This window comes from Trichococcus pasteurii, assembly GCF_900112935.1.
Classification (GTDB): domain Bacteria; phylum Bacillota; class Bacilli; order Lactobacillales; family Aerococcaceae; genus Trichococcus; species Trichococcus pasteurii.
Map to the genome: position 1 here is coordinate 1 of NZ_FONM01000030.1, position 13,875 is coordinate 13,875.

A 13,875-nucleotide genomic window follows, 5' to 3' on the forward strand; every position below is an offset into this window, starting at 1 on the left:
CGTCTTACTCCGCAAACCATATTTTTTTCCAATTTCAATCATGCTGCCCAGGCCGTTCAGATAGTCCGTGACGGCTGCCAACTTTAACTCCTTGGAGTAATGACTGTTCTTCTTTACCGGTAAAAGGGCCGATGGACCGCCGTTCTCATAAAGTCTAATCCAACTGCGAATGGTCTCTTGAGATACTCCTGCATTTTGTGCTGCTCTTGATATGCCAATTTCATTTCTCACATATTGCTCGACAATGTTGACTCTGTTTTCGACAGATAATTTCATAACTCTTTTAGACATAGAAAAAACCCCCATATAAGACTTGAAATAATTCAATGTCCTATATAGAGGTAGCATATCATATTCCGACAGCCTTTTCGCTATAATGAGAGGCAAGCTTTTATCAACCAATAAGGAAAGGGGATCGTCATGAGCCATACATTCAGAAGCATTTTCGATATCATCGGGCCGGTGATGGTCGGCCCTTCCAGTTCGCATACTGCAGGCGCTCTGGCATTGGGTAGAGCGGCGGCGCAGCTGTTCGAGGTCAAACCGAAAAAGGTCACGATCCATTACTACGAGTCATTTGCAGATACGCATCTCGGCCACGGCACCGATTTTGCGATCCTTGGCGGAATACTCGGTTTTGCGGCGGATGATCCGATGATTCCGCAGTCCCTGAAGATGGCCGAATCCCAAAAGATAGCCGTGACATTCATCGAAGAAATCGGCGACTCTCCCGTCGGCCACCCGAACACAGCCACGATGGTGTTGGAGCGGGACAAGAAAAAAATATCCGTCACAGGCAGTTCCATCGGGGGCGGCTCGATCGTTCTGAACCATGTCGCCATCGACAACTTTTCGATGCGTTTGGATGCGCATCTGCCTATCTATTTCATCCATCAGAATACGCTCCAATACCACCTTTACAGTGAAACGGAATGGCAGAATTATTTCGCATTCAAAGGCTATCCCCTGAATGATATCCGCATTTTCAGGGAAAGTGATACCGAATGGGTCATCCTCTATCTGGATACGGTCCCCACCAAAGAAATGATCTACGAAATCAACGAGTTGCCTTTCATCGAAAAGGCGATTTTGATCAGTTAGGAAAGAAGGAATACCGCTTTGTACAATAAGATTGCAGAATTGGTGACAGCCGCGGAGGAAAGCGGCAAACCGATTTCCGAATTGATGCTGCTGCAGGAAATGGCCAAGAGCCACCGGACGCGCGATGAGATTTGGGAACAGATGCGCAATAATTACCACGTCATGAAGGCCGCAGTCGAAAAAGGCTTGGCTGGCGATGGCGTGTCTTCCCCCACTGGATTGACCGGCGGCGAAGCCGTGAAACTGCGGAACTACCGTCAACGCGGCAAAACACTTTCCGGAGACGACCTGCTGATTGCAGTGGAGAGCGCCATCGCCACGAACGAAGTCAATGCTTCGTTGGGCATTATCTGCGCCACACCGACTGCAGGCTCCTCAGGAACTTTGCCGGGTGTTATGTTCGCGATCAAGGACAAATTGGATCTCACGGAGGAACAGATGGTCCAAATGCTGTTCTGCGCCAGCGGGTTCGGCATGGTGATCGCAAACAACGCCATGATCGCCGGTGCCGCCGGAGGGTGCCAGGCCGAAGTCGGGAGTGCATCCGGGATGGCAGCTGCTGCTGCTGTCGAAATCGCGGGTGGCACGCCTGAGCAAGCATCGGAAGCGATGGCGATGGCCATCAGCAATCTGCTCGGCCTCGTCTGCGATCCGGTGGCCGGGCTTGTAGAGATTCCCTGTGTTAAGCGCAATGCGATCGGTGCGGTCAATGCCCTGATCAGCGCCGACATGGCTTTAGCTGGACTGACGAACAAAATCCCGGCTGACGATGTGATCGAAGCGATGCGCAAAGTCGGGAAAAACCTTCCCGCCTCCTTGCGCGAAACCGGCCTGGGCGGTCTCGCAGCCACCCGCGAAGGCGTCCGCCTGAAAATGATGATTTTCGGTCAGCAGCTGGAAGTCAAGCCGGAATGGGTGGATGACCAACCACCGATCAAAACCAATCTATTCGAATAACAGACGTCTCTCTCCTAATTGTTTGACCTGAGATGCATCGTGCGGCAACTATGGCCATGCTAAGAATGTCTAATAACCCGTAAGAATCGGCCATCCTGAACAAAATCCTATCTAAAAGAAGAACGGCTGTCTCCTAGCGAGACAGCCGTTCTTCTTTATTAGTATCAGTCTTTCACCGCGATTGCTTCGATTTCGATGACGGCATCTTTCGGTAACGCGGCTACTTGCACCAAGGAGCGGGCCGGTTTATGTTCGCCGAAGAATGCAGTGTACGCGCCGTTGATGGCGTCAAAGTCATTGATGTCCTTCACGAACACGTTGACCTTCACGATTGATTCCAACGAGCCGCCGCCCGCTTTGACGATCGTCAACACATTGTTCAGGCTGGCTGTTGTCGCTGCTGCAGGGTCAGTTACAAGCTCCTTCGTTTCCATATCGATCGGTAATTGTCCGGATGAAAAGATGAAACCGTTCTTTCTTGTTCCTTGAGAATAAGGCCCAATCGCTGCGGGCGCTTTGTCAGTACTGATGAATTTAGTCAAGAGATCCCCTTCTTTCTTTTTAATCTTATTTTAATAGTAGCACAACCTTGCGGGGATTGTGAAGCGGAATTTCTTCGGCAGACTTTTTGAGTATATTGGGAGTGCGGCTGCCAAACGAATGCAAGCCAACTAATTTCAATCAGAAACCCTAGTAACAGATATTTCCCCTGTCAATTCTTTGATATGTTCTCCCCCTGAAACAGCTATGCCCAAATCATACAATCCGCTGTAACGCCCAAAGCTGCCATAATACATGACGACATTCCCCCATGGTTCGAAATAGGCAAGTGTGCCAGCAGGGCCTTCTGCACTTGGAGTGTTACTGATATTCAGTTTTGTTGGCGGGTAAAATATCTTTTCATTGCTCCCATAATTCTCCACCATTATTTTCAAGGGAAGCTGAGTATAGAGTGATTCTGCAGCAACACTATTATTCAGCATAAATACAACAGTATGAGTGTTATCTTGAACTTGTATCTCCATTTTGTCTTCTCCTCTCTCAATACTATTTTCTAGTGATTGACTATCTTGTAATCCTGAATTCAAATCTGTTTCACCTCTTTCAGACGTTTGTCTAAAGCAAGCGGCTAATAGACAAACAGCAAAGAGCATGAAAGTGAGGAAGATTCTCTTACCCATTTTGCCACCTCGCTTATAACTCTGTTACTGTACAATCTTACCTCTTAACCTTGAGATTAAGTCAATATTTTTCTCCAAACAAAAAGCGACTTCTCAGCCGCTTTTTGTAGGAAATCAGAAAACTGGCAGTAAAAATGTTAGCTTATCCCCTACCCGCAATTCATCGTATCCTTTATTTCCGATACATTTTTATTTCCAGAAAGAGGTCATTATACGTTCCAAGGGTTTTGGCCCCCAGGTTTTCGTAGACTTCGAGTTTGTCCATGATTTCATCGGAAGGATAGAATTGTTCGTCGCTGGTGATTTCAGGATCCATCAGCTTGATGGCGGTTCGGTTCGGTGTGGCGTAGCCGACGTATTCCGCGTTGACGGCCGCATTCTCAGGTTCCAGCATGAAATTGATGAAAGCATAGGCGCCTTCGATATTTTTTGCTGTCTTCGGTATGACGATGTTGTCGAACCACAGATTGGAGCCCTCTTCCGGGATCACATAATGAAGATTTTCGTTTTCCCACAGCATCTCGCTGGCTTCACCGGAGAAAGTCACGGCGATGGCCGCCTCTTCCTGGATCATGTACATCTTGATTTCATCGGCAACGATGGCTTTGATGTTCGGCGTGATGTCCTTCAGTTTCTCCGTAATCTCATTCAAAATCATCGGATCCGTTTCGTTCAGCGAGTAGCCTTCACTTTGGAGTCCCAGACCCATCACTTCGCGCGCACCATCAATCAAAAGCAGACTGTTCGCGTAGCCCGGATCCCAGAGATCGGACCAGGAAGTGATCTCCTGCGTCACCATTTTGTCGTTGTAGATGATGCCCAAGGTTCCCCAGAAATAAGGGATGGAATATTTGTTGCCTTCGTCGAACGGCAAATCCAGGAAGCGCGGATCGATGTTGTCCAGGCCTTCGATCTTCGAGTGGTCCAGTTCGATCAGCAAGCCTTCTTCAGCCATCTTATTGATCATGTACTCCGAAGGGATGCTCAGATCGTAAGCCGTTCCCCCCTGTTTGACTTTGGTGTACATCGCCTCGTTCGAATCAAACGTCTCATAGGAAACTTTATAGCCAGTCTCCTCTTCGAATTTCGTGATCAGTTCCGGTTCGATATAGTCGCCCCAGTTGTAGATCGTCAGCGTATTCCCGTCCGAAAAACCTTGCGCTCTGTTCAAAGCGTTTATTCCGAAAGCGATCGCTGCACAAGCAAGCAGGACAACGGCCGCCATTCCCATTAATTTTTTCATCCTTTTTTCACCATCCGTCCCGAGCCGGCGCGTTTCCCGATCGCCTTCATTTGCTGCGCGTGCTTATTGTGCTCGTACTGTTGAATGAAATAGTAGCCCAAGACCAACAGCAGCGTGAACAGGAACATCAGCGCACTGAGCGCATTGATTTCCAAGCTGACACCACGGCGGGCTCGTGAATAGATTTCCACCGCCAAAGTAGTGAAGCCGTTCCCCGTCACGAAAAAGGTCACCGCAAAATCATCCAAGGAATAGGTGAAGGCCATGAAAAAACCGCTCAGGATCCCTGGAGTGATGCTCGGGATCAGGATTCTGCTGAATACTTGGCCGGAGCTGGCGCCCAGATCCTGGGCCGCACTGATCATCGAATCGTTCATCTCATAAAGCTTCGGCAACACCATCAGCACGACGATCGGGATCGAAAAAGCGATGTGCGACAGCAGCACGGATGAGAAGCCCAGCGAAAAGCCCAGCATCGTGAAAAGGATCAACAGGCTTGCTCCGATGATGACGTCCGGAGAAACCATCAGCACATTGTTCAGACTTAAGAGCGTATTCCTGATGCTGCGTTTTTTCGTGTAATAGATGAAAATCGCGCCCATCGTGCCGATCGCAGTCGCGATGAGGGCCGACAGCAAAGCCACCAAAAATGTGTTCAGAACGATGCCGATCAAGCGCGTATCCTCAAACACGGCCTGGTAATGCTCCCAGGTGAAGCCAGTGAAGGCGTTCATGGTCCCGCCGGCATTGAACGAATAAAAAATCAGATAAAAGATCGGCAGGTACAGGATGGCGAAAACGAGCACCAGGAACGCATTGTTCCACTTCGTGTTGGTTGTTTCCTTCATTTGGCTCCCCTGCCTTTCCTCTTTTTGTCACTCGTCAAGGCCATGATGGCGATCATGCTGATGATCAGGATGACGCCGATCGTGGAACCCATCCCCCAGTTCTGGGTGACGAGAAAATGCTGCTCCACGGCGGTTCCCAGCGTGATTACCCGGTTTCCGCCGATCAGTCGCGTCAGCATGAACAGCGACAGTGACGGGATGAAAACGGCCTGAAAACCGCTGCGAACACCGCTCAGCGTCAAGGGAAAGATGACCCTCGTCAAAGTCTGCATCCTTGTTGCACCCAGGTCCTCACTTGCGACGATCAGGGACGGGTTCAGCTCTTCGATCGAATTGAAGATCGGCAGGATCATGAACGGCAGCTCGATGTAAGCCGCCACGAAAATGAAACTGAAGTCCGTGAACAGGATCTGTTGGGGACCGATGCCCATGAAGCTCAGGAACTGGTTGACCGTTCCGCTCTGGCTGAACAAACCGATGAAGGCATAGGCCTTCAGCAAGAGATTGATCCACGTCGGCAGAATGATCAAGGAAAGCCAGAGCTGCTTGTGCTTCGTCCGGCTCAGGAACAGCGCCGTCGGGTAACTGATCAGGAACGTCGCGAGGGTGATGGTGAACGCATACAGAAACGAATTCAACGTCATCCGCAAATAATTTCCCGAGCTGAAATAAGTCGCGTAGTTGGCAAACGTGAAGGCCCCGGTGATGTCAAAAAATGACTGGTACAGGATCAGCAGCATCGGTGAGAGGACAAACAGCCCCAACCACAGCACATAAGGAACAGAATAGAACGCTCTTGAATTTTTCGTCATGTCTCTTCCCCCTATTCTTCATAGCTTTCGAGACGGGCATCGAATTCTTCTTCGGATTCGCCCAGTCGCATGACATGGATATCCTGCGGCCCGAAATGAAGCCCGACATCCCTGCCGATTTCCGCGCGCTTGGTGGAATGGATCATCCACTCGTTTCCATCCTTGTCGTAGCCGATGATCTCATAGTGGACGCCGCGGAAAAGCTGCGTATCGATATTCACAACCAACTTGCCGTTTTCGACAGTCGTCAGCTCCAGATCTTCCGGACGGATGACGATTTCGACCTTTTCACCCGGCGTGATCCCCGCATCGGAACATTCGAACTCTTTGCCGACGAAGCTGACTTTGTAGTCACCCACCATCGTCCCCGGAACGATATTGCTTTCGCCGATGAAATCCGCGACGAAACGGTTGATCGGCTCATCATAGATATCCACAGGCGTGCCGCTTTGGACAATCGCACCTTTGTTCATGACAAAGATCCAATCACTCATCGCCAACGCCTCTTCCTGATCGTGTGTGACAAAAACGAAGGTGATTCCGAGACGCTGCTGCAGTTCCCGCAGTTCGTACTGCATATCCGTGCGCAGTTTCAAGTCCAAAGCCGACAGCGGTTCGTCCAAAAGCAGCACATCCGGTTCGTTGACGATGGCCCGGGCGATTGCGACCCGCTGTTGCTGGCCGCCCGACATTTCACTGATTTCACGGTTTTCGTAGCCCTCAAGTTGAACCATTTTCAGTGCTTCCTCCACTTTCAGCTTGACCTGGTCCTTGGGCATTTTTTTGATCGTCAGCCCGAATGCGATATTATCGAAAACATTCATATGGGGGAACAACGCGTAGTCCTGGAAAACGGTATTGACTTTGCGTCGGTTCGCCGGTACATCATTCACTTTTTCGCCGTTAATTTTGATGATGCCTTCCGTAGCGTCCGCGAATCCCGCGATCAAACGCAGAATCGTCGTTTTGCCGCAACCGGATGGTCCCAACAGGGTATAGAATTTGCCTTTTTCAAGTTCAAAGTTAATATCGTGCAACACAGTTTCATCGTCGTATACTTTTTTTACGTTCTCCAAAGTAATGATCGGTTTGTCAGTCATTTTTTCCCGCCTCCGTCGTTTAATTATGGGCGCTGAACGTTCTCTCCAATCGGATGCTATCGGACATTCACTCATTACTACCATGTTAGCACAAAACACTATTATTATATAAGAAGGCGCATCCTTTACAACAAAAACACGAAAAAAAACGCCAGAAATGATCATTCCGGCGTTTGGAACTTATATGGATTTTATCAGAAAAGACGCGCGGCCCGATCGTAGTAGACGAATTTTTCCGTGAAGGAATATGGATCCGTCATTCCGATTTGATTGGCGAAGGTAAACAAGGTGGTCTCTTTCAATGAGGCGATCTGGATCAGCCTCGGATTGATAAGGACAAAAGCCGAGCTCGTATCGGCCACGATTTTACCTTTGGCCATGACGACCGCTCTGCGGGTGTATTCAAGCATCAGGTGCATATCATGCGTTACGATCACGACGGTCACGCCGTTCTGGTGGATCTGTTGGAGAAAATGCATGATGTCTTTGTAGTGACTGAAATCCTGTCCGGCAGCCGGCTCATCCAAGATGATCAGCTCGGGATCCAGTGCCAGGACGGCTGCAATCGACACCCGTTTCAGTTGACCGAAACTCAGCATGGATAACGGCAAGTCTTTGATGTATTGCAGTCCGCAGACTTTCGCAACTTCATCGACTTTCTTTTCGATTTCTTCCTCGCCCATGTTGCGCTGTCTCAGTTTTAAGGCGATTTCTGCATACACGGTTTCCTGTGACAAGCTGTCTTTCGGGTTCTGCGGGACGTAACCGACATAGTTTTCCGCTTCATCCGCATCGATGTCGCTGACTTCATGGCCTTTCCAGTAGATACGGCCACTCTGCGGTTTTTCCTCTCCGGTCATCAAACGGGAAAGGGTCGATTTGCCGGCGCCATTCGCACCGACAAGGCTGATCATTTCCCCTTTATAGATGCGGAGAAAAGCCCCGTCGACGATATCCTCATCGTTCCAAGGATACTTGAACGATAAGCCATCCAGTTCCAGAAGCACTTCATCATAATCGGGGTATCTGAATTGCGGCAGATAATTCAGCCAGCTCTCCATTTGCTCCTTTAATTGCGGCCCATTTACCTTCTTTACGTTCGCCAGCTCCCGGACATTGTCCAGATCGACTCCTGCATAGCGCATGGCCGTGATGTACAGCGGTTCCCGGATACCGATATCACTCAAGATTTCGGTGCGGAGTATCTCCTCCGGTGTCGCATCAGCGATGATCCGCCCGCCGGAAAAAAGCAGGATACGATCGATCGGTTGTGCCAAGACATCTTCCAATCTATGTTCAATGATGATGACAGTCGTGTCGCTGACGCGATGAAGATCTTCAATGAATTTCATTGCCAAATCCCCGGAGCTCGGGTCCAGATTCGCTAATGGCTCATCGAATAAAATCAATGGTTTGCCATCCAATGAAATGCCGGCCATCGTGATATCACCCAACTGCTGTTCCGATAATTTCATGAAACTGCGTTTCAGATAAGGGCGTTTCTTCAAAAAGTCATGCCAGTTGTCCATTTTTTTCAAATCTTCCGCTGTACGGAACGGGACTTGTTGCTTCAATCCAAATTTCCCCATTTGATCTGCGTGGGGAATCAGACTATTCTTGACCAGTTTCATTTCGTTCGGAAGAAAATCTTCAAAGGGGGCTACTGTTTGATCGACCTGATGGTGAAAGAGGATGTTTCCGCTCGCATCGCCGTTCTCTTCGCTCGGCAATACGCCTGTGAGGCAGCGGGCAAAGGTCGTTTTCCCGGAGCCGCTAGGGCCGAGCACAAGTATTTTTTCTCCTTCGTAGATGGTGACATTCAGTTCTTCCAACGTCGGTTCCTTTTGATCTGAATAGGTGAAACTAAAGTTCTGAAAAGATATCAGTGGTCTTCGCATGGCTATCCTCCTTCATTATATATTCAAAAAAAATAATTAAGTGCTATTCAAAAAAGAGCTGAATGTTCACACCCAGCCTTCTTTTCACCTATACGCTTCCCACTGTATCTTCTCCGATGATCCGGACTTCCGTTTCCAATGGCACGCCATAATGTTCCATTATGACTTTTTTGATATGTGCAATCAGTTCAATGTAGTCGGTCGCTGTAGCTTGGTTGATGTTCACGATGAAACCCGCATGCTTCATCGACACCTGTGCCCCGCCCCAAACCAAGCCTTGCAGACCCGCTTCCTGGATCAATTTGCCTGTGAAATACCCTGTCGGCCGTTTGAAGACGCTGCCGCACGAAGGGTATTCCAACGGTTGCTTCGATTCGCGCAAAGCCGTCAATTCATCCATTCGGGCTTTGATCGCTTCGTGATCGCCTTTTTCCAGATGGAAGACGACTTCCAGAACGATTTCGTTCGTTTCCTGCAGCTTGCTGTGACGATAGGAAAACTCAAGTTCATCCTTCGCGTACGTTTTGATTTTGCCATCGCGGGTGATCACCACTACGGATTCGATGACTTCTTCAACCTCACCGTCATATGCTCCGGCATTCATGTAGACCGCTCCGCCGACGCTGCCGGGAATGCCGCATGCGAATTCCAAGCCGCTCAACCGCTCAGCCAAGGCCATCCGGGAAGCATCGATCAGACGTGCACCGCTTTGGACGATCAAACGATGACGCTTCACTTGCATGTGGTCCATTTCCGTCAGGATCATGACGATGCCGCGGATGCCGCCATCCTTGATGATGACATTGCTGGAATTGCCCAATACCGTCAAAGGTATCTGCTTTTCATTCACCCAAGCGACGATTGCCGCAACTTCATCTTTGGTTTTCGGAAAGACCAGCACATCGGCTGGGCCACCTGTTTTTGTGTATGTATAATGTGATAAGTTTTCGTTCTCTTTAACAATCGTTTCAGGAAACTGTTGTTTTATTTCCGTCCCCAACATGCATTTCACCCACTAATTTTATTATGTAGTCCATTTTAACATCACTTGATACCGATTTGTATCAAATTAGTAAGCGGCAGCAATTAATTATATTTTTTTAATCATTAATTAATCAAAAGTTAATCAAAAGCGATTCCGCACCTGTTCATGCTATTTTAACACAAGTTTATGAAAAAATTTACAATTTAATCAATTTGCAAGAGCTTTGTTACATATCCGTCTGCCGGAAAGAAACCTTCTTCATTTTTTGGACACGAATTCCGGCCCTCTTCCTTGTGATTCGATCGCTCCAGTATGGTAAAATATTACAGATAACAGAAAAAGGAGGCTGCTCTATGCAACCGAAACAAACCAGAAACGGAATCACATTCACACTCTTATCCATCCTATATCCGCTTTACCTTTTCACTACCAAAGATCCTGGTTCCGTATCCACGACTTCTTTGATATTGGCGCTGTTTTTGCCGATCGTTGGAGCGATCTTTGCGCTGAACATCCCGGAACCGAAAATGAAATGGACACTGGCCGCCCTCAATCTGTTCATTTTCATCCTGTTCCTTTATTATACGATCGCGTTGCGTTAAGGCAGGTGGGCAAAATGGATCTTAAATTCGTCTCATGGAACGTCAACGGCTTGCGGGCCGTCGTAACCAAGAATTTTGCGGATATTTTTGCGGACTTCGATGCCGATTTCTTCTGTCTGCAGGAAACGAAATTGCAGGAAGGCCAAATCGAGCTTGCGTTTCCCGGATATGAATCCTACTGGAATTATGCCGATCGCAAAGGCTACTCTGGAACCGCGATATACACGAAACACACCCCGCTTTCGGTTCGGTTGGGCATCAGCGTTGCCGAACATGATTCGGAAGGGCGCGTCATCACCTTGGAGTATGCCGATTTCTTTCTGGTCAATGTCTATACGCCCAATTCCCAAGAGCAGCTGAAGCGTTTGGACTACCGGATGCATTGGGAAACGGCCTTTCTGGCATACCTTAAGGGTCTGGAATCAACAAAACCAGTCGTTGTCTGCGGCGACCTCAACGTTGCCCACGAAAACATTGATCTGAAGAATTGGAAAACGAACCGCAAGAACGCGGGCTTTTCGGACGAGGAACGCGCCAAGTTCAACGAAATGGTCGCAAACGGGTTCATCGATACTTTCCGCTACTTCCATCCGGATGCGGAAGGCAGATATTCCTGGTGGAGTTACCGCTTCAACGCCCGCAAAAACAATGCAGGCTGGCGGATCGACTACTTCCTTGTATCGGAAGCTTTGAAGGATGCCTTGGTCGATGCGGATATCCATGAAAATATCTTCGGCAGCGACCATTGCCCGGTATCGCTGAAGCTTTCGTTGTAGAACGCGGGATAATTGAAGCAGCAATCAGTCGGGAGGAATGGAATATGGATTTTCAAGGACGTGTGGTTGTGGTTACCGGCGGAGCGAATGGCATCGGCCGGGCCGCAGTGGAATCGTTTTTGTCCGCGGGTGCCGCTGTCGCATTCGTGGATACGGATAAGGAAGCAGGGGACAAAATCGTTTCACGCTTCGAAGCGAATGACGTGTATTTTCATCACGGGGACATCGCGGAGGAAGCTGCCCTTCATGCTTTTTCGGAAGCCGTCAAGCAACGCTTCGGCAAAGTCGATTATCTGGTGAACAACGCCTGCATCAGCAAAAAAGGAATCCTGTCGCAGTGTTCCTATCAGGACTTCAATTATGTTCTGGCTTTGGGCGTCACGGCGCCATACCTGTTGACGAGTTTGTTTTTGCCGGTATTCACAACTGAAGCTTCGGTCGTGAACATCGCATCAAGCCGCGGTTTCATGTCGCAAAAGGACACCGAAAGTTACTCAGCCGCTAAAGGCGGCATCCTTTCCTTGACGCACGCCCTCAGCATTTCACTGGCCGGAAAAGCCCGTGTCAATTCCATCAGCCCAGGTTGGATCGACACGGGTTCCTTCCATAAAGAGGAAGATTATCAGCCGGACTATGAAGCCGCTGATCTCCTACAACATCCTGTCGGTCGTGTCGGTGTACCGAATGATATCGTACAGACGATCCGTTTTCTCTGCAGCGACGCAGCCAGCTTCATCACCGGACAAAATTTCACTGTCGATGGCGGGATGTCCAAGCTGATGATCTACCACAACGACCATGGCTGGACCTACAATCCCGAAACCAAGTGATCGATAACTTCGGGAGCAAGGCACAACAATCCCGACGTTTCACCTAAAAAATAAGCAGGACGACCTTCACATGAAAGGTATCCTGCTTATTTTTGTTATCCGGTTTGAAATTAGTCTGGCTGGTCTTATTTTCCCGGAAACTGCTTCACGAACCATTGCGCAGCCAACTCGGCAACCTGTTCCAGCGTGCCTGCTTCTTCGAACAGATGAGTGGCTCCCGGAATGATGGTCATTTCCTTCTCGCAGTTCAGCAACGCGTACGCCTGCTCATTCAGTTCGATCACGCCATCATCATAACCGCCCACCAACAACAGCGTCGGGGCTGTGACCTTAGCCAAATAGGCTTTCGCCAAATCCGGCCGGCCGCCCCTTGATACGACGGCTTTGATTCCATCTCCCAACACAGCAGCCGATTGCAAAGCGGCAGCAGCTCCAGTGCTCGATCCGAAATACCCAATCGGTAACTGTTTCGTTTCCTCCTGTTGCTTTACCCAGTTTTCCGCAAGCGTCAACCGTTGGGCCAACAAATCGATATCGAAACGCTTGTCGGTCCACTCGCTTTCATCTTCCGTCAAAAGATCCAGCAACAAAGTAGCTAATCCATGCGCCCGCAGCACGCTGGCGACATATTTGTTGCGTACACTGTGTCGGCTGCTTCCGCTGCCATGGGCAAAAATGACGAGCCCTTTCGCGTCTCTGTGCAGTACCAGATCACCGTTCAATGTGACGCCCACATCGGTTATCTGCACTGCCTTTTCTGGATCACTCATCTGCCTTCTCCTCCTTCACGTTCATGCTCCGAAGCAAAGATACAACCTCCGCGTCGTCGAGCTGATCGAAATGGACATAATAGGCTCCTACAGCACCGAGATAGTCATCCGTCCGTTCCAAGGCGACGACTGCATCCACCATTTGGTCCATCTTTTTCGCGGTATCTTCTGGTGTGACCGGGATTGCCACGATGATGCGTTTCGGATTCCGCTTTTTGAGAGCCGCAATCGAGGCGAACATCGTGAAACCGGTCGCGATGCCGTCATCCACGATGATGGCCGTTTTCCCTTCCAAGGATTGGATGTTCGCTGCTCCGACATACGTTTCCCGCCGCCGTTTGATTTCCTGGCGAAGCCGCTTCAGCTCCCATTCCAACCAATTTTGGTCCAACACCCCGTGCTCGCCCGGATTGAAGATCGGGTCCGCATCCTCTGTGATGGCCCCGATGGCATATTCAGGATTGAATGGGTGTCCGATTTTTTTCGTGATGAGCAGATCAAGCGGTGCCGCCAATTTTTTGGCGATTTCGACTCCCAAAGGAACTCCCCCTCGTGGCAAAGCAAATACGACGATATCTTCTCCGCGGTACTTCTCCAACGCTGCTGCCAGCAAGATGCCGGCCTCTTTCCGATCGGTAAATAGCATACCTTCCCCTCCTTGTCCGACAACGTACTGTCAAAGTTTAGCTCTGCCAGACGTTCAATTTTGTATTTTTTCGTTGATTTAACGGGGTTAACGACAAAAACAACTTGCCACCCCCCAATTTTTGGT

General features: G+C 49.4%; 16 protein-coding genes. 5 read left to right on the forward strand and 11 right to left on the reverse strand.

All coding sequences use genetic code 11. From position 1 onward, the window contains the following. Positions 1 to 291 (reverse strand): helix-turn-helix domain-containing protein (locus BM184_RS15350; protein ID WP_177208564.1); only part of this gene is annotated, 291 nt, incomplete at its 3' end. Between the two features lie 129 nt (positions 292 to 420). On the opposite strand from BM184_RS15350, the gene BM184_RS14615 reads away from it, so the two are divergent. Both BM184_RS14615 and sdaAA read left to right on the forward strand, forming a co-directional pair. Next, positions 421 to 1,101 (forward strand): serine dehydratase beta chain, encoded by a 681-nt coding sequence (locus BM184_RS14615; RefSeq protein WP_086942455.1) that lies wholly within the window; start codon positions 421 to 423, stop codon positions 1,099 to 1,101. 18 nt (positions 1,102 to 1,119) lie between these two features. After that, positions 1,120 to 2,058 carry an L-serine ammonia-lyase, iron-sulfur-dependent, subunit alpha gene (gene sdaAA, locus BM184_RS14620; protein WP_086942454.1) on the forward strand — a complete coding sequence of 313 codons (939 nt, stop codon included), beginning with the start codon at positions 1,120 to 1,122 and terminating at the stop codon, positions 2,056 to 2,058. 164 nt (positions 2,059 to 2,222) lie between these two features. Here sdaAA and BM184_RS14625 read toward each other — a convergent pair whose 3' ends face one another. From BM184_RS14625 to murB, 8 genes are all read right to left on the reverse strand, one after another. Continuing rightward, entirely contained in the window at positions 2,223 to 2,600 is a 378-nt protein-coding gene (locus tag BM184_RS14625) for a Rid family detoxifying hydrolase (protein WP_086942453.1), read from the reverse strand. A 135-nt stretch (positions 2,601 to 2,735) separates the two neighbouring features. Next, entirely contained in the window at positions 2,736 to 3,239 is a 504-nt protein-coding gene (locus BM184_RS14630) for a cyclophilin-like fold protein (protein ID WP_120488150.1), read from the reverse strand. 172 nt (positions 3,240 to 3,411) lie between these two features. After that, on the reverse strand, positions 3,412 to 4,482 hold the full coding sequence (locus tag BM184_RS14635) for an ABC transporter substrate-binding protein (RefSeq protein ID WP_086942452.1): 1,071 nt from the start codon (positions 4,480 to 4,482) through the stop codon (positions 3,412 to 3,414). Then, on the reverse strand, positions 4,479 to 5,330 hold the full coding sequence (locus BM184_RS14640; RefSeq protein WP_086942451.1) for an ABC transporter permease: 852 nt from the start codon (positions 5,328 to 5,330) through the stop codon (positions 4,479 to 4,481). The genes BM184_RS14635 and BM184_RS14640 overlap by 4 nt, the downstream gene beginning before the upstream one ends. Continuing rightward, positions 5,327 to 6,142 carry an ABC transporter permease gene (locus tag BM184_RS14645; protein ID WP_086942450.1) on the reverse strand — a complete coding sequence of 272 codons (816 nt, stop codon included), beginning with the start codon at positions 6,140 to 6,142 and terminating at the stop codon, positions 5,327 to 5,329. The genes BM184_RS14640 and BM184_RS14645 overlap by 4 nt, the downstream gene beginning before the upstream one ends. A gap of 11 nt (positions 6,143 to 6,153) precedes the next feature. Continuing rightward, positions 6,154 to 7,242 (reverse strand): ABC transporter ATP-binding protein, encoded by a 1,089-nt coding sequence (locus tag BM184_RS14650; RefSeq protein WP_086942449.1) that lies wholly within the window; start codon positions 7,240 to 7,242, stop codon positions 6,154 to 6,156. A 194-nt stretch (positions 7,243 to 7,436) separates the two neighbouring features. Continuing rightward, a complete protein-coding gene (locus BM184_RS14655; RefSeq protein WP_086942448.1) occupies positions 7,437 to 9,140 on the reverse strand; it encodes an ABC transporter ATP-binding protein in 1,704 nt (567 codons plus the stop codon). Positions 9,141 to 9,228: 88 nt separating this feature from the next. Next, entirely contained in the window at positions 9,229 to 10,143 is a 915-nt protein-coding gene (gene murB, locus BM184_RS14660; protein ID WP_086942447.1) for a UDP-N-acetylmuramate dehydrogenase, read from the reverse strand. A gap of 335 nt (positions 10,144 to 10,478) precedes the next feature. Between murB and BM184_RS14665 the strand changes: the two genes are divergently transcribed. From BM184_RS14665 to BM184_RS14675, 3 genes are read left to right on the forward strand one after another with little or no spacing between them, the layout of a single operon-like run. Then, positions 10,479 to 10,727 (forward strand): hypothetical protein, encoded by a 249-nt coding sequence (locus tag BM184_RS14665; protein ID WP_086942446.1) that lies wholly within the window; start codon positions 10,479 to 10,481, stop codon positions 10,725 to 10,727. Between the two features lie 14 nt (positions 10,728 to 10,741). Further along, positions 10,742 to 11,503 (forward strand): exodeoxyribonuclease III, encoded by a 762-nt coding sequence (locus BM184_RS14670; RefSeq protein ID WP_086942445.1) that lies wholly within the window; start codon positions 10,742 to 10,744, stop codon positions 11,501 to 11,503. A gap of 44 nt (positions 11,504 to 11,547) precedes the next feature. Continuing rightward, positions 11,548 to 12,333 carry an SDR family oxidoreductase gene (locus BM184_RS14675; protein WP_086942444.1) on the forward strand — a complete coding sequence of 262 codons (786 nt, stop codon included), beginning with the start codon at positions 11,548 to 11,550 and terminating at the stop codon, positions 12,331 to 12,333. Between the two features lie 125 nt (positions 12,334 to 12,458). Here the strand turns inward: BM184_RS14675 and BM184_RS14680 are convergent, their stop codons facing one another. Together BM184_RS14680 and BM184_RS14685 are read right to left on the reverse strand one after the other, a co-directional pair. After that, on the reverse strand, positions 12,459 to 13,103 hold the full coding sequence (locus tag BM184_RS14680) for a dienelactone hydrolase family protein (RefSeq protein WP_086942443.1): 645 nt from the start codon (positions 13,101 to 13,103) through the stop codon (positions 12,459 to 12,461). Further along, the gene (locus BM184_RS14685) at positions 13,096 to 13,749 is read right to left on the reverse strand and encodes a phosphoribosyltransferase (RefSeq protein WP_086942442.1); all 654 of its coding nucleotides are present in this window, start codon (positions 13,747 to 13,749) and stop codon (positions 13,096 to 13,098) included. The genes BM184_RS14680 and BM184_RS14685 overlap by 8 nt, the downstream gene beginning before the upstream one ends. Positions 13,750 to 13,875 lie beyond the last annotated feature (126 nt).